The 16579-nt window shown below is 60.8% G+C and carries 15 protein-coding genes; 12 read left to right on the top strand and 3 right to left on the bottom strand.

Going from position 1 to position 16579, the window contains the following annotated elements; genetic code table 11:
- Positions 1-4 precede the first annotated feature (4 nt).
- The 11 genes from ACW73L_RS13475 to ACW73L_RS13425 all read left to right on the top strand — a co-directional run bounded on the left by ACW73L_RS13475 (position 5) and on the right by ACW73L_RS13425 (position 10874).
- Positions 5-1225 carry an argininosuccinate synthase gene (locus tag ACW73L_RS13475; protein ID WP_498922706.1) on the top strand — a complete coding sequence of 407 codons (1221 nt, stop codon included), beginning with the start codon at positions 5-7 and terminating at the stop codon, positions 1223-1225.
- A gap of 864 nt (positions 1226-2089) precedes the next feature.
- Positions 2090-3670 (top strand): cytochrome D1 domain-containing protein, encoded by a 1581-nt coding sequence (locus tag ACW73L_RS13470; RefSeq protein WP_498922704.1) that lies wholly within the window; start codon positions 2090-2092, stop codon positions 3668-3670.
- Positions 3671-3723: 53 nt separating this feature from the next.
- Positions 3724-4038: a c-type cytochrome gene (locus ACW73L_RS13465; protein WP_498922703.1), complete on the top strand. Its 315-nt coding sequence runs from the start codon at positions 3724-3726 to the stop codon at positions 4036-4038.
- Between the two features lie 3 nt (positions 4039-4041).
- Complete coding sequence (locus tag ACW73L_RS13460; protein WP_498922701.1) at positions 4042-4350, top strand: c-type cytochrome; 309 nt, start codon at positions 4042-4044, stop codon at positions 4348-4350.
- Positions 4347-5513 (top strand): cytochrome D1 domain-containing protein, encoded by a 1167-nt coding sequence (locus ACW73L_RS13455; protein ID WP_498922699.1) that lies wholly within the window; start codon positions 4347-4349, stop codon positions 5511-5513. Before ACW73L_RS13460 ends, ACW73L_RS13455 begins: the two co-directional genes overlap by 4 nt.
- A gap of 1 nt (position 5514) precedes the next feature.
- Positions 5515-5979, top strand: a complete 465-nt coding sequence (locus tag ACW73L_RS13450; RefSeq protein ID WP_498922698.1) for an Lrp/AsnC family transcriptional regulator — start codon at positions 5515-5517, stop codon at positions 5977-5979.
- 3 nt (positions 5980-5982) lie between these two features.
- On the top strand, positions 5983-6525 hold the full coding sequence (ahbB, locus tag ACW73L_RS13445; RefSeq protein ID WP_498922696.1) for a siroheme decarboxylase subunit beta: 543 nt from the start codon (positions 5983-5985) through the stop codon (positions 6523-6525).
- A complete protein-coding gene (locus tag ACW73L_RS13440; RefSeq protein ID WP_498922695.1) occupies positions 6522-6965 on the top strand; it encodes an Lrp/AsnC family transcriptional regulator in 444 nt (147 codons plus the stop codon). The genes ahbB (ACW73L_RS13445) and ACW73L_RS13440 overlap by 4 nt, the downstream gene beginning before the upstream one ends.
- A gap of 3 nt (positions 6966-6968) precedes the next feature.
- Positions 6969-7457, top strand: coding sequence for a siroheme decarboxylase subunit beta (gene ahbB / locus ACW73L_RS13435; RefSeq protein WP_498922694.1), 489 nt, complete (start codon positions 6969-6971; stop codon positions 7455-7457).
- Between the two features lie 15 nt (positions 7458-7472).
- Positions 7473-8675, top strand: a complete 1203-nt coding sequence (gene nirJ / locus ACW73L_RS13430) for a heme d1 biosynthesis radical SAM protein NirJ (protein ID WP_498922693.1) — start codon at positions 7473-7475, stop codon at positions 8673-8675.
- A gap of 1095 nt (positions 8676-9770) precedes the next feature.
- Positions 9771-10874 (top strand): hypothetical protein, encoded by a 1104-nt coding sequence (locus ACW73L_RS13425; RefSeq protein WP_498922691.1) that lies wholly within the window; start codon positions 9771-9773, stop codon positions 10872-10874.
- A 430-nt stretch (positions 10875-11304) separates the two neighbouring features.
- On the opposite strand, the gene ACW73L_RS13420 is transcribed toward ACW73L_RS13425, so the two are convergent.
- From ACW73L_RS13420 to ACW73L_RS13410, 3 genes are all read right to left on the bottom strand, one after another.
- Positions 11305-13062, bottom strand: a complete 1758-nt coding sequence (locus tag ACW73L_RS13420; RefSeq protein WP_498922689.1) for a choice-of-anchor Q domain-containing protein — start codon at positions 13060-13062, stop codon at positions 11305-11307.
- A 987-nt stretch (positions 13063-14049) separates the two neighbouring features.
- Complete coding sequence (locus tag ACW73L_RS13415; protein ID WP_498922688.1) at positions 14050-14181, bottom strand: hypothetical protein; 132 nt, start codon at positions 14179-14181, stop codon at positions 14050-14052.
- A gap of 8 nt (positions 14182-14189) precedes the next feature.
- Entirely contained in the window at positions 14190-14414 is a 225-nt protein-coding gene (locus ACW73L_RS13410) for an enoyl-CoA hydratase-related protein (RefSeq protein WP_498922686.1), read from the bottom strand.
- Positions 14415-14845: 431 nt separating this feature from the next.
- On the opposite strand from ACW73L_RS13410, the gene ACW73L_RS13405 reads away from it, so the two are divergent.
- Positions 14846-16255 (top strand): choice-of-anchor D domain-containing protein, encoded by a 1410-nt coding sequence (locus ACW73L_RS13405; protein WP_498922684.1) that lies wholly within the window; start codon positions 14846-14848, stop codon positions 16253-16255.
- The last annotated feature ends 324 nt before the right edge of the window (positions 16256-16579 follow it).

Raw genomic sequence — 16579 nt, 5'->3', positions numbered from 1 at the left:
GACCATGGCAAAAAGCACGATCAAGAAAGTCATCCTCGCGTACTCCGGTGGTCTCGACACCTCTGTCATCCTGAAGTGGCTGCAGGAGGTCTACGACTGCGAGGTCGTGACCTTCACCGCGGACATCGGGCAGGGCGAAGAGCTCGAGCCGGCGCGCGCCAAGGCTCAGGCGATGGGCATCAAGGAGATCTATATCGACGACCTGCGCGAGGAATTCGCCCGTGATTTCGTGTTCCCGATGTTTCGTGCGAATGCGATCTACGAGGGTGAATACCTTCTCGGCACCTCGATCGCCCGACCGCTGATAGCGAAACGGCTGATCGAGATCGCGAACGAGACCGGAGCCGACAGCATTTCGCACGGCGCTACCGGAAAGGGGAACGATCAGGTTCGTTTCGAACTCGGTGCCTACGCCCTCCGACCCGACATACGGGTGATCGCGCCATGGCGCGAATGGGATCTGACCTCGCGCGAAACGCTGCTGGCCTACGCCGAAAAGCACGGCATTCCGATCGAGATGAAGCGTGGCAAGGCCTCGCCCTATTCGATGGATGCCAACCTGCTGCATATCTCATATGAGGGTGGGGTGCTCGAAGATCCCTGGGACGAACCCGAGGAGTCGATGTGGCGCTGGACGGTTTCGCCCGAAAAGGCGCCCGACCGGCCGACCTACATGGAACTGACCTACGCGCGCGGCGACATCGTGGCGATCGATGGTGTCACCGTCTCGCCGGCGCAGGCGTTGAAACTGTTGAATCAGGTCGGTGGAGCCAACGGTATCGGGCGCCTCGATATCGTTGAGAATCGCTACGTCGGCATGAAGTCTCGCGGCTGCTACGAAACGCCGGGCGGCACGATCATGCTGCGGGCGCATCGGGCGATCGAATCGCTAACGCTGGATCGCGAAGTCGCGCACCTAAAGGACGAGTTGATGCCCCGCTATGCGAGCCTGATCTACAACGGTTACTGGTGGAGTCCCGAACGGCAGATGATGCAGCAGATGATCGATGCTTCCCAGGCCGCGGTGAACGGTGTCGTGCGACTGAAACTCTACAAGGGCAATGTGACCGTCGTTGGTCGCAAGTCGGAGCGGGACAGCCTGTTCGACACCAATATCGCAACCTTCGAGGACGATGCGGGAGCCTACGACCAGAAGGACGCCGAGGGCTTCATCAAGCTCAACGCTTTACGGCTTCGGATCGCGGGACGTAAGAGCCGCGTCTGACTCCTCTCAGGGTCGCACCTCTCCGAGGTGCGACCGGCGGCAGCGGGTGAGGCCCGCGACCTGCCGATTGGCTCGCGGCAGCCGCTGGCGGTTGGCCGACCGCCTCGTCGCTGCCGGCCAGGTTCGGCCAGCATCTGTTTCGCGGCGCGATGTTGAACCGTCGGGCACGGGCCCTGGGGGACTTCGTGCTCATCTCGCTAGATGAACGCCAGCAGCAGTAGGAGTCCGCTCCAGCCGGCCAGCCAGCTGCCCGCGATCTTCATCGCCACGAGGGTTTCCACGGTCTCTTTGCTTTCGAGTTTGATACTCATCGTTTGTCTCCTTCCCCGGTCAGAAATTGCCCACTAATCTTGCGCCGGTCTCGCTGACGGGCTCTGGCTCGGATGCCGAGCCGCCTTTCCGAACGTTGAATCAGTTGCCTACGCTAGCCAGGAGCGGGGTGTGTAAATTCCGCCTGAAGCGGACTGCCGATCACGCGCAGTGCCGGGTCGCTTCCTCACGATTTGCGCCGCTGCCCGCTGCACTGGTGTTCCGGGTGTCTAGACGATAAGCTTCGCGTCCCGAGCACACCGTGAACGAGTGGCTTCCCGTATGGGTATTTTTTCCCGACGTCCTCGCCGTGTGAGACGGTTAAATCCGGCTCCGATCTCGAGCTCGGGCGGTGTTCGTCAGGGGAACTCGCTCGCGCAAGTTCCATGTCTCGCGCTTCGCTTGACAGGATCGGCCGCGATCGGTAGCCTTAGGTTTCGTTACGAAACTGTATTGCTTGGGCCAGTAGTTGGGTCCGCCGGGGCCCCTTTTCGGTAGGGTGGTGCCGGTCGCTCGGCGAGTAGCCGCTCTTCGCAGTCCTCTTGGAGTTCTGAAATGACAACACGCCATCGTGCCAGGCATGCCTCACTGACCTTCTTTCTCGCTGGACTGCTACTGTCGGCAGGTTCCGCCATGGCGAAGGAATTGACGCCGGCTGAGCGGACTCAGGCCGAAACGCTATTCAACGGCAATTGCGCCAGCTGCCACGGTCAGGACCTGGGCGGTTACCTGGCGCCTGCCTTGAATAAGACCCGGTTGGCCGGCCGCAGCCCGACGACGCTGCGCAGCATGATCATGACCGGTGTGTTCGACACCTTGATGCCGCCGTTTTACGGCAAGCTCAGCGACGACCAGATCAAGCTGCTGGTCAACTATATCTCGACGACGCCGAAGCTTGATCCGAAGTGGACGCTGGACGACATGAAGCGTTCCCTGAAGGTCCATGTGCAGGATGAGTCCACGCTGCCCGAAAAGCCGGGCTACGCGATCGAGAACATGGACGATCTTCTCGGCGTCGCGGCGCGTGGCCGCTATGGGCGCGGCGCCGGCTCGAAGGCGGTGTTCATCAACAGTGCCAACAACACCAAGGTTGGCGAGGTGCCGACCGCGACCGCGGCGCACATCATCGAATTCAACCCGGTCAACCCGCGCTGGGCCTACGTCAAGACCGATGCCGCCGAACTGTACAAGGTCGATCTGTATTCGATGAAGATCGTCCGAGAGATCAAGACCGGCCTGAACGGCCCGGCGCTCGGTATTTCGCGCGACGGCCGCTACCTGATGGCGGGCTCGTTCGTACCGCATGTCGCGGTCATTCTCGATGCCAACACGCTGGAGCCATTGAAGCTCTTCGCGCTCGAAGGTGTCGATCCCGACGGCAAGTTCGTGACTTCCGATTCGGGCATGATCACCGGTACGCCGTATGCGGATGTCTTTGCGATCGCGCTGGAGAACGCCGGACAGGTCTGGGTTATCGATCTGAAGAGCCCCGATTTCCCGATCACGGCGATCAAGGACGTCGGACGCCACCTGCACGATGCCTTTCTTTCGCACGGCGGCCGCAAGCTGATGGTCGCGTCCTACGACGACAGCATCGTTGCCGCGATCGATCTCGAAGAGCGCAAGCTGATCAAGAAATTGCCGGCCGGTTGCGTGCCGCATGTCGGCGGTGGATCGGTCGTGAAGGTGAACGGCAAGACGCTCGGGTTCGGTACCAATTTCGGCGATTGCGACCACGAGGTCGTCAGTGTCTGGGATCTGGACACGATGGAAGTCGTCAAGCAGGTGCCGGTCAGCGGCGGCACCGAATCTCCGGCCGCGCATCCCAATGCGCCGTACGTGGCGGTCGATATCATCAGCAAGGACCGCCGGGCCCGTACCATCCAGTTGATCGACAAGAATACGCTCGAGGTGGCGAAGACCCTCGACGTGGGCGGGCATGCCTACTTCCCCGAATACAACGCGCGTGGCAACCTCCTCTTCGTCAGCGCGGGCTATTCGGGGGATGAGGTCGTCGCGTTCGATTCGCAAACCCTGAATCGCGTGGCTTCATTCGAAATGGAAAGCCCGGCCGGCATCTTCTCGCGGGCGCGGGCGAAGTTCATGACCCGCGGGCTCGCGCCCGGTGACCTATGACGCCCGCGGATCCGGGTGTCCGGAGTAATCCTCGAACAGACAGGAGAAGTGCCATGTCCAGATTGCATGTCCCGTTCGCCCTGATCGTCGCGCTGGGTTCCGGCCCGGCCGCGGCGGCGAACCCGGAGGCCGGCAAGGCTACGGTAGAGTCAGTCTGCGCGGCTTGTCACGGCATCACGGGCATCAGTGCCGGCGATGCCTTTCCGAACCTCGCCGGACAGAAAGAGAGCTACCTGCGCTCGGCGCTGACCGCGTACCGGGAAGGGACTCGAAAGGCGCCGATCATGAACAACATGGCGGCCAGCCTGAAGGACGAGCAGATTGCCGATATCGCCGCGTACCTGTCGTCGTTGAAGCGCTGCGAATAGCCGGTGGTCAAGGAGTTAGCCTGGGGGTTGTTGCTGGCGCCGATGGTCGTCCACGCCGAGACGCTGAAGGCGGAGCGCCAGCAGCAGCTGCTCAACCTGTTGAAGCAGGATTGCGGATCCTGTCATGGGCTGCAATTCAAGGGCGGGCTCGGGCCGCCATTGTTGCCTGAGGCGTTGGCCGGCAAACCCGACTCGGCCCTGATCGATACGATTGTGAATGGTCGCCCCCGTACGGCGATGCCTCCGTGGCGGGACTTCCTGACGGCGGATGAAGCCGCGTGGCTGGTTAATCAACTGCGTAACCCCCAATGAAGTTCCTGGTTCGTCTGCTCGCTCTGGTGGCCCCTCTGTCCTTGGCGGTCGGCGCCGAGCTTCGCGGTACCGGTGATCTCGGCGTGGTCGTCGAACGCGCAGAGGGCAGCGTGCAGATCGTCGACACGACCCGCAGGACCCGCATCGGCCGGATTACCGGCCTGGGCGACCTGTCCCATGCGACGGCGGTTTTTTCCCGCGACGAGCGCTACGCCTACCTGTTCGGCCGCGACGGCGCGCTGACCAAGCTGGACCTGTTGGCGGGTAATGTTGCGAAGCGCGCCGAACAGGCCCACAACAGTGTCGGCGGCGCGATCTCCCAGGACGGGCGCCTGCTCGCAAGTTCCAATTACACGCCGGGTGGCGTGCGGGTTTTCTCCGCCGAGACGCTCGATCGGGTGGCCGACATTCCGGCCGAATACGGGAACGGTCAGTTGTCGAAAGTCGTCGGGCTGGTCGACGCGCCCGGGCAGCGCTTCGTGTTCTCTCTGTTCGAAGCGGGCGAAATCTGGGTCGCGGATCTGCATGATCCTAAATCGCCCAAGATCCAGAAGTTCAAGGCCGGAAAAGAGCCCTACGATGCGCTGATCTCGCCGGATGGGCGGTACTATATCGCCGGACTGTTCGGCGAGGAGGGCTTGGCGCTGCTCGATCTGTGGAATCTCGACGCTGGGGTCAAGCGGATTCTGCCGGTCTATGCGAAGACCGACGAGAAACTGCCGGTGTTCAAGATGCCGCACCTTGAAGGCCGGGCGCTGGTCGGCGACTACTGGTTCCTGCCGGCGGTCGGTCATCACGAGATGCTGGTCGTGGACCGCCGCTCATGGGAGGTCGTCAAGCGCATTCCGCTCGAAGGTCAGCCGGTGTTCGTGATCGCGCGGCCGGACGACCGGCAGATCTGGGTCAATTTCGCGCTGCCCAACAACGACAAGCTGCACGTGATCGATACGCAGACCCTGACCGTCGTCAAGCGGCTAACGCCGGGCAAGGCGGTGCTGCACATGGAGTTCACGCCCAAGGGCGAGGAAATCTGGGTGTCCGCGCGCGATGACGACCGCCTGGTCGTTTACGACACCGAGACCTTCGAAGAGAAGGCGCGGCTGCCGGCAGACAAGCCCAGCGGCATCTTTTTCACGGCACGCGCGCACCGCCTCGGACTGTGATATGGCCACCGCGCTTTCTGTCTTGCAGCAGCATCTGCTGAACGATTTCCAGCGTGACCTGCCATTGACGCCGACCCCTTACCGGGAGATGGCGGACGCCTTGGGAGTCGACGAGGAAGCCGTGCTGTCCCAGTTGCAGTCGCTGCAGACCGGCGGCGTGATCAGCCGCGTCGGGCCGGTATTCGCGCCCAACCGCCTTGGTGCCAGCACACTCGCGGCAGTTGCGGTGCCTCCGGAACGGTTGGAGGAAGTGGCGGCGTTGGTGAACACCTATGCCGAGGTCAATCACAACTACGAGCGCGAGCATCGCTATAACCTGTGGTTCGTATTGACCGCGAGGGACGAGGCACGCCTGAGCGAGGTTCTCGCGCAGATCGAGGCGGCGACCGGTCTGCCGGTCCTTTCGCTGCCGCTGCTTGAGGAATTCCATATCGATCTCGGTTTCCCGCTGCGCTGGGAGGACTGATGCGTGGCGACGGTGAACGATCCGCGTGAAGATCCCAGGCTGGCGCGCCTGCTGGAAGCCATTCAATCCGGCTTGCCGTTGACGCCTCGCCCTTATGCAGAATTGGGCGAGCGGGTCGGCTTGAGTGAAGGTGAGGTCGTCGACACCGTTTCGCGCTGGGTACGCGAAGGGCTGATCAAGCGGCTCGGTGTCGTCGTGCGCCACCGCCCGCTGGGCTACCGAGCCAATGCGATGGTGGTCTGGGATGTCCCCGATGACCGCGTCGGCGACATCGGGCGCCGGATGAGCGCCCACGAGTTTGTGACCCTGTGCTATCGACGGCCCCGTCGGGGCGAGGACTGGCCCTACAACCTGTTCTGCATGATCCACGGACGTGACCGCCACAGTGTGAACGCCCAGATCGAATTGCTCGCGGAAGCCTGTGGATTGACCGATACACCGCGCGCCGTGCTGTTCAGCAGCCGTTGCTTCAAGCAGCGCGGGGCGCGCTATCTGGCGGAGGTGCCCTCCGGCGACACACGGTCCGGCCGGGTGCGCCCGGCATGACCGAGACCGAGCGGGTGGTCATCAATGGTCTGCAGGGCGGATTCCCGATCTGCGAGCGGCCATTTCTCGAGGCCGCGGAGAAGCTGGGCCTGGGCGAGGAGGAGTTGATCGGCGTCATTGAGGGGCTGCTCGATCAGGGCCTGCTGAGCCGCTTCGGACCGCTATACCACGCCGAGCGGCTCGGCGGGGCACTGAGTCTTGCCGCGATGAAAGTGCCCGAGGCCGAGATCGACGCGATTGCCGAGCGGGTCAACGCGTTCCCCGAGGTCGCGCACAACTACGCCCGTGACCACGCGTTGAACATGTGGTTCGTACTGGCGACCGAAACGGCCGAGCGGCATCGGGCCGTGTTGCGCGAGATCGAGGCTGCTACCGGCCTGACCGTCTACGACATGCCCAAGATCACCGAATACTTCGTCGGCCTCCATTTCACCGTTTGAGTCATGCAGACGCCCGCCCTTGACGACACTGACCGCCGCATTATCCTGGCGACGCAGGCTGGTCTGCCGTTGACGCCCAGGCCTTATCATGCGCTGGCCGAGCAACTCGGCCTGTCGGCCGAAGACGTCATGGTGCGACTACGGACGCTGCTCGATCGAGGCGTGATCCGTCGCATCGGTGTGGTGCCGAACCATTACCGCATTGGCTACACGGCGAACGGTATGACGGTCTGGGACGTGCCGGACGAGCGCGTCGACGAACTCGGCGAGCGGGTCGGGCGGATGCCCTCGGTCAGCCATTGCTACCACCGGCCGCGCCATCTGCCGGACTGGCCGTACAACCTGTTCGCGATGGTGCACGGGCGGACGCGGGCCGATGTCGAGCATGAGGCGGATCGGATTGCCGAGGTCCTCGGTGCGGCGGTGCGGGGCCGTAGCGTGCTGTACAGCACGCGGATCCTGAAGAAAACCGGGCTGCGGTTGCAGTCCTAGCCCTGCCGCGACCTCATGTTCCGCATCACCCCCTACATCCAGGAACTGCTGACGCCCTCGCCGCCGCCGGCCGTGCCGCGCCGGCGCGTTCTGCCGGGTCCCGTCGTCATCTGGAATTTGGTCCGGCGCTGCAATCTGGCGTGCAAGCACTGCTATACGACCTCGGCGGATATCGATTTCCCGGGCGAGCTGAGCACCGACGAGGTGTTCACGGTCATGGACGACCTCAAGGCCTTCCGAGTGCCGGTGCTGATCCTGTCGGGCGGAGAGCCGCTGCTGCGGCCCGACATCTACGACATCGCCGCGCGTGCCAAGGGATTGGGCTTTTATGTGGGACTGTCCAGCAACGGGACGCTGATCACCGACGAGAACATCGATCGCATCGCCGCGGTCGGCTTCGATTACGTCGGGGTCAGCCTGGATGGTCTGCGCGACACACATGACGCCTTTCGGCGCAGCAAGGGCTCTTTCGAACGCTCGCTGGCCGGCGTCCGGCTGTGCGTAGCCCACGGACTGAAGGTCGGCCTGCGCTTCACGCTGACCCGCGACAACTTCGCCGATTTTCCGGGCATGCTCGACCTGATGGAACAGGAGCGTGTCGACAAGTTCTATCTGTCGCACCTCAATTACGGCGGCCGCGGCAACCGTAACCGCAAGGACGATGCGGTCTACCTGATGACCCGGCAGGTCATGGACCGGTTGTTCGAAACTTGCCTGGAGCGGCTTCGCGCCGGTAACCCCGCCGAGTTCGTGACCGGCAACAACGATGCCGACGGGGTTTACCTGCTGCACTGGGCGGAAGCGCGTTTCCCGGGCAGCGTCCCCGCGCTGCGCGCAAAGTTGACCGCATGGGGCGGCAATGCTTCCGGTGTCAATATTGCCAATATCGACAATCTAGGCAACGTACACCCCGATACGTTCTGGTGGCACTACGGTCTCGGCAATGTCCGTGACCGGCCTTTCTCGGCGATCTGGCCCGATACGAGCGATCCGCTGATGGCGGGACTCAAACAGGATCCTCGGCCGGTCAAGGGGCGCTGTGGTGCTTGCGCCCATCTCGACATCTGCAATGGGAACACGCGTGTCCGCGCCCACCAGACCACCGGTGACCCGTGGGCCGAGGACCCCGGCTGCTATCTGACTGATCAGGAGATTCAGGCCTCGCGCGAACCGGCTTGCCGGGCCGCCGGTCGCGAGGTCGGCGCTACCCTGATCTGAGCATCGATGGTCGATATCCGCCCGCTTCAACGCCGCTGAACCGTGGCGGGCGGCGCCGGTTCGCGTCCGGCTCCATTCCCTGTCGCCACTGCCCGCGCTGTCCTTGCCACACCGGCATCGTCTCCCAACTCAAGCCCACTAACCCGGACGACCGCAGGTTCGCCGTGTGGGTCCTCGCCTTCCAGGCTGCATGCCCCGCAAAAGATCTTAACCATTCTTCATCGTAAGGCCTGTTGTCTGTCGTGTTCAGGCCGGTCGTCGCGGGACTCTAACCGACCGCCCAAGCCTCCACTGCCCGGATGAGCGTGTCCTTGTGGAACGTCCCGTGACGTCTTTACTGGGTGACGGGTGGGCCCGACTCGTCTTCTGATCGCTGCGATCGACAGGCCGATCTTTGTTGGCCGGCGAGATGCTGAGGCCTATGCCATATTTGGGTGATTGAAATACCGGACCAAGGGACCAAACCCGCGGAAAAGGAGCACGTCGTGGTGCGATTAGGGGTCTGTCGAGTGCGTTGTTTGCCTGGCTCCGGATGGCTGCGAGCCTGCGGGGATAAAGGCCGATGACCAGTTCTGAGAAGCGTTCTCAGACATATCCCGGAAGAGATACCTATCCCTTGCTCCAGTTCACACACAGTGTAACCAGGTGCGAAATGCATTATTCGCGCCGCATCGAATACGTGGCATAGGATATGCCTAAAGATATACTGTGCCTGCATCCAGCGATGTTGGTGCGGTTGGCTTCGGCCATCCAGGAACGCCCGATCCAAGGATTTGCAGGGCTTGCTTCGGGCGGTTTCGCCTAGACAGGCATCAATGACCTTTGGGGGGATCTATGAGCAAATACTGTCATATGGCGCGCGTTTTGGTCGCGCTACTGGCGAGTAATGTGGCTTGGGGTGTTACGGTGTCACCATCCACCGTGGACTTCGGCCAAGTCCAGATTCATCAAACGAGCGCACCCGTACGGATCGTGGTGAGGAACCCGAGTGCGGGACGGTCCGAGCGGGTCTGGGGGATCACCTTCAGTCATCCCGCGTTCAGTAGGGTGGCAAACACTTGTCCTTGGTGGTTGGCGCCGGGGGCGAGTTGCACGATGGACATCGTGTTTGCGCCCGAAGAGGCTGCTACTCATGCCGACACCGCACTGGTGGACGGTTCGATCGCCGACCAGACCATTTCGCTTTCTGCTCAGGCGGTGGATCCGCCCGTCACGAAGTTCGGGCCCAAAAAGTGGAATCCCGGACATTATGCGCAATTGGGTGTGCTCTACAACAATACCAGTCTCAACAGGATCGCGGCCATCCCGGAGATGAAGGGCGTCATGCTCTCCTATCACTGGGGCAACCTGGAGACGGCGAAGGGCGTATACGATTTTTCCAGGATCCGGAGCGACTTGGCATTCTTGCGCATCAGGGGCAAGCGTTTGGTGTTGCAGATCTCGGACAAGGCCTACCGCGCCGAACGAGAGGACGCCTGCACGCCGGAATACATGAAGACGGATCCCGAATATCTGGGCGGCATGATCAAGTTCACGACTCAGAATCTGCAGCGGCCGGGGTGTATAGCGAAACGGTGGGTGCCGGCGGTCATGGATCGACTGATTGCGCTGCATGCGGCGTTGGGCGCTGAATTCGACAGCGAGCCGTTCATCGAGGCGATCGTGACCGAAGAGAGCGCCACGACGGTAGCCTTGACGGATGCGGCGACCCCGCGGACCTATGTCGATCAGTTGAAACGGCTAGCCTCGGCATTCGCGACCTCCTACCCGAGCACCCTGAGCGTAATGCAATTGAACTTCCGCACGTCGCCCAATGAGTATGAACTCATGGAGCATCTCTACCGCAATGGGATCGGCGTCGGTGGACCTGACACCAGTCCGCTGTTGGTGACCGAGTTCGTTCCCGAACTGACTGCGGCGTATGCAGGCAAGGTGCCGATTCTGATGGCAGTAAACGCAACCCACCTGACCTTTTCGTCCGATCCGATCGGCGATGGGCTTCTGACGCTGGATCAGGTCTTTGACTTTGCGGTCACCGATCCTAACGGGATCAATGCCAACCACCTGTTTTGGTGGTTCTTCGAGAAGAGATGGAATCCTGGTGTGTCGTATGACTTCTTCGACACGCTGGAGATAATTAGGCAGCGTGGTGGATACATCAATACCGCCTGCCCGGAAAACACGCTGTGCGCGGAGTAGGACAAGATTGGCCTGAGAGGGAAATGCCGCGCCGAATCCGGAAAATCCGGTAGTCGCGAGAAGCAGGAAGCCGTAAGGCCCCGCGTCAGACGGGGCCACCAAAGGGGTCGGTCGCATCGGACACCGAGTCCAATGCGGCCTACCCCCCAGTCCGGTCGCTATCCTACCCGGGATGCCGCCCGTCGCTTCGTCAGGGGCAACTGCCTGAGTCCTTGCAGTCCGAGTGGCGTGTCCGGTCACATACGTGGCCCGCGCATCCTTGGCATGCCCAGCGTGATGGCTGCGTCCGGTACCCCCGGACCGCTCGGCGCCCTGCCGAATCCCTGTCGCTCAGGAGCCTGGCTGGCGGTGTCCTGTGCGTCCTTGCGCGCCGCGCCATGGCCGGTCCGCTGCCCCAGTTCTGATTCCCCTGCAACCGGCCAGAGTCCGCCTACGGTTGAACTTCGAAAGCCCCGATATCCATATTCGCTCCCCGCATACGCAGGAAGCCTTCACCCCGCTGGTCGTAGATCCTGTCACGCCCAAAGATAACCTTCTGATAATCTGGATCGCCCGTATCCACGGCCGCGCTTCCTGGCAGCAACGCATGTGTGGGGGTCGGACCGCCATTATTGGCGAGACTCGCATCCAGAATCTGTGCCGGCGCCTGGGTCGGCACGACATCCCGGTTGCCGGCGGACACGCCTGCCAACCCCGCGGAGCCGCTATGCCCGAGCAGGTTGTAGTGATTGACCAGGGCATAACGCCCGCAAAGAGTTCCGGTGCAACTGATCTCCGGGCCGCTGCCGCCGGTCGTATTTCCCGTGACGATTGTGTTCGAAAGCACGGTGGGGCTGTTAGAGACATACACGCCACCGCCCCGGGTATTGGCGTGGTTGAAGGCGACGGTACTGCGGGTCAGTGTGGTGAGGCCTTCGCCCCAGACGGAGACGCCCCCTCCGCTCGTTCGGGACGTGTTACCGCTGATGGTCGTGCTGACGACCACGAGTCCGCTGTGGGAAGTCGTTCCGGTCAGTCCTCCGCCGAGGCCGTTAGACACATTCCCCGATATGGTGCTGTTAAAAATCGTCATGGTAGCGAAAGCGCCATTTTCGACTCCGCCCCCCGACGTTCTTGCAAGATTGTTACTTATGACACAATTGCGGATTGTTCCCTGGCTATCCCATTCCTGACGTATACCCCCACCATAAAATGCGTTATTGTCCCGGACGGTCGAGTCAGATATCGTCAGAATGCTGGCGCCGCCGTAAATAGCGCCGCCATCGTTTTTTGCCGCGGTATTTCCTGAGAACGTCACCCTGGAAATCTCTGCTTGGCCATGGAGTTGGGCTAGCCCTCCGCCTGTGCTTCCCGTGTTACCCGTGACGGTGCTATCCGTCAGCTTGAGGTGCCCATCAACGTTATAGATACCACCACCTCGGTAGAAACAGGAGTTGTCGGCTAGCGTGCTGTTCTCGATGTCAACGCTGCCTTCATAAATCAGTATGGCGCAGCCCCCGTTACGGACTCCATCGCCCTCCCAGTCCGACTGCCTCCCGCCTTGAAGCGTGATGTTCCGGAGAGTCAGGGTGCCGGTTACCGCCATTAGACGAAATGACGGCGCACTGCTGTTCCGAACGATACTGCTGCCGTTCCCTTGAATCGTGATATCCGATGCGATGATGGGAAGACCGGTGACTCCATACGTCCGGTTGTGAACCGCGGTCAGCTCCTGGGTGCTCGCCGGAGGCAGAACGAGCGTATCCGCGCCCTGTCCGGCGGGACAATCAACTTGTACGGCGGCGTCGTTGTTGGCGTTGATGATCGCCTCCATCAGGGAACAGAGTCCGTCGTCGGCCATGGCCGGAGGCGTGCCGGGGGAAATCGGGATCTCGTTGGACCATCCTATTTGAGGCAGCAGAACGGAAAACAAGCCGATCCCCAGCAGTGATGACAGAAGCCGGTTCCGATGTGCCCCGGTGTTTCCCAATGGCTTTTCGGTAAGTGGCCGATGCAGTCTCCTCAAGTGCTCCGGTTGCTTCTGGTCAAGCTGGCAAGAGTTTAATGGATCAATACTACCGGGCCACCGAAGCGGCGATTCGACGTGATCCGTATCGGGCGGCAGATCACCATCAGCTTGGGCGAGTCGATGCAAGTTTAGTGCGGCGCTTTGGGGTAAAAGATTACGGTGGCAATTTGGATAGTTCATGACTGTAGTCTCTGTGCACATAGATCGTGGGGCAGCTTTGCTCGATGCGGTTTCCCGTTGGTCGAGCTGAAAAGGCGCCGGTTCATCTCCTCCGCTTTGCTGCCCTTCCCGAGCTGATATCGTCCCCCGTTGTCCACGGGTGGTGGTTATTCGCTTTGAGCTTTTGCATGTTGCGGCCATCAATAGTCTTATCGACCAGTGTGCCCGTCGCTGCGGTACTGGTCGCTTGTCCCGTATGCGCGGATAGTCTGACCATCCGTTGTAGCCATTTCTATGGGTATGAATGCCTATTTTGGGGACGACGCGCCATCGGGATTATTTCCTAAGGGCTGGGGGCGTCGGGTGGATCGATCTGCAGCGCTCGTGAGGAGGCGTTGCAGTCTGACTAGGCAATAGTCGGGAGGCTCGACGGCGGCACGCTGTGTACCCGCTGCTTCGAATTCATCGCCACCCTTCAATGATTCACCTGAGATTCGACGGGAGGACTGGCCACCGTTCATGGCTGGGATGGGCCGCAGAAAGAATGGTCGCTGGCCCTTGTGGCACGAACTGTTGGTCTTGCGCCTATCTTCGTTCTCGCGAGAGGGGCTGCGGACGCCGGCGCGTCCAGGCTGCGGGCAGAGAGTCCATGGAAGTCATGAGGGAATGGGGGGGGCTTCGCGGGTCTGTCTTTCGCAATAGTCTCGTGATCGATCTTCAATGGTAAGGCTCGATATAGTGCTTTAGAGGTACGTCTTAACACGTAGTAGAGACTGTTTTCAAGCTCAGGGGTGGCCTGTGTTGTACTGTCGCCGTATCACGGGCTGGATTGCCGGCCAGTTCGGCCCAGAAACCCGAGCAGGGGAAGAGACCGTTTTTGAGGACTCGCAAGGGTAAGGCGCCACAGAGGATCACCTCTTCCGGCGAGATGGCCCGCGCGTTGGCCAGCAAGTTCAGTTCTTCCTTCATCATGGCGATGCTGAGCGGTGCGATCTGCGCCGCGAGCCCCTAGCTTGTCGTCTCGAGTTCTTCGGCCGGCACGACGCGATTGGCGATACCGAGTTGCTCGGCGCGGCGTCCCGCAATGGGCTGGGCGGTAAAGGCCATTTCCTTGACGATGTGCGGATGCACCGCATTCATGAAGGTCATCAGACCGGTGAGGTTATAGGGCCCCCCGGCTTCGCCGGCATGATCGCAAAAGTTGACGCCTCGCAGGCGACGACGATGTGGCAGGCCATAGCGGCTTCACAGGCGCCGCCCCACACGCTGCCCTCGTTCATGGCGATGACCGGCATCGGGGTTTCCTCGATCGCGCGCACGAGTCGTCGCAACGCATCGTCCCAACCGAGCGGATCGCGGTTCGATAGTGGCAATTTCTCGACATCGTGGTCGGCGGACCAGACGGTGGTGCTTGGCCGAATCCCGATAGTCTCCCTGTCAACTGTCGTTGGCGCACGACGTCCGCTATTGGTTTCGAGCCTTGACGGCGACCAGTCGGTCCGCAGTCGACCCGCAATAAGCTGCTCCATCGTGATGCCGCGTGTTTCCGATGTCTTTGCGGAAGCTCCCATTAAGTCCAAAGAAAGCAGCGCCTTGCGCCCCAAATGCTGACGCATGTCGGAGCGTATACCACGCGTCAGTAAGCGGTACGCCTAAGGCGGTAAACTGTTATGGCATGGCCTGTGCAAATGTCCCCAAGCGGTTGCCAATGGCATCCGCAGGCGAACTGAGATCTTAAGATTTCAGTTTTTTAGGAATGTCTCTCGTGGGGTTGTCCTGATTATTTTTCTTCGCGGGTATTCCCATGGGTTATTGCCGTAGGGCAAGCATCGTGAACAGATCTAGAAAAATAGAAATTCGCATAGCCTATATTTTTTCGCAGCTCTATCTTGCATTAATGAGTCACGCTGCGTTTGGGGTAAGTGTATCGCCGACAAGTATCGACTTCGGGTCGGTCGAAGTCGGACAGGAAAGCCGGTCGGCGCGGTTGGTCCTTAAAAATGCGAGCTCTCAGTGGCATGAGAGAGTCTACGGGATCAGTATGAGCGATACCGATTTCAGGCAGGTATCTAGCGATTGCCCCTGGTGGCTTCCGCCGGGTGGAAGTTGCTCCATGAATATCGCCTATGCACCTGCGGCAGCCGAAAATGATGCTGGTACCGCTACATTGGATGCGTCCTTTGGTGATGCCGTTGTACAGCTGAAGGGGCAGGGTCGCTCGGACCAGGTAACCCAGAGTGGTGCCAAGAAATGGAATCCTGGACACTATGCCCAACTGCCGGTCCTTTATAACGATGCCAATATTGAAGAAATCTCCAAGATCCCGGAAATAAAGGGAATCATGATTTCCTATCAATGGGGGAATATCGAGAAAAAGAAGGGAAGCTATGATTTCTCCAGGATCCGTCACGATCTGGACTTGCTAAAAGCCAGGGGTAAGCGTTTGGTCTTGCAGATCGCGGATAAGACCTATCGTTCAGAGCTTGAGAATGCCTGTGTGCCGCCCGATATGCGAACCGATTCGAAATATCTAGGCGGTCAGGTGTCGATTACGCTGAATACAGGGCGGCGTGGATGCATCGCAAAGCGTTGGGTTCCGGCTGTCATGGATCGGTTGATCGCGCTGCATTATGCCTTGGGGTCGCAATTCGACAAGGAACCATTCGTCGAGGGTATCGTTACCGAGGAAAGTGCCACATCGACGGCGTTCACGAATGGTGCGACCGCGCGGAGTTATGTCGATCAACTCAAACGACTCGGCTCAGCGCTGTCGACGGCTTATCCGAGCACCTTGGTTGCGATGCAACTCAATTTTCGGATCGAACCCCATCAAGCCGAACTGGTCGATCATCTCTACCGCAGCGGAATCGGCTTCGGCGGCCCGGATACCAGTCCTCTCGTCAAGACTTCGGTAGTTCCGACCTTGTCCTCCGCGTACGCCCGTAGGACTCCCATTCTGATGGCCGTGAACGCGACCCATCTGACGTTTTACGACGATCCTATCGCCGAGGGTATCCTGACCCTGGATGACGTGTTCGATTTCGCGGTCGCGGATCCGGCGGGAATCAATGCCAACCATCTGTTCTGGTGGTTCTTCAAGAAGCAGTGGAATCCGGGGGTTTCGTACGACTTTTACGATACCGTAGCGTTGATCAAACGGCGTGGTGGGCAAATCAACACCGGCTGTCCGGAGAATATCCTGTGTGGAAACTGAGAGCGGTGGCACGGTGTAGACTTGGACGCGACCGGGAGTCGTTGATCGGGCGACCGGTCGCGAAGGGCAGGCCCTGGTCTGTGCGCCAAGGAAATTCGGAATAGGGACGTTCTGGCGGCGTTCAGCACCAGTGCGACCACTCGCGGCTTTGCCTTACCTGACGGAATCGACCTTTCAAGGTCCGTTCATCGGTCAGGTAAGGCGCACAATGGCCTCGAACATGAGTGGGGAGAAGCCTACTGACAGGCCCGACAGGTGTGCAATCACGTAATGGCGCCCCGCGTTGTCGAGCTGGCCTGAATGCCACTTGATTTAGCTGCCCAT

The organism is Methylolobus aquaticus (assembly GCF_054172105.1).
The sequence above is the reverse complement of the archived record's forward strand: the minus strand, read 5'-3'. Positions and strand labels throughout refer to the sequence as shown.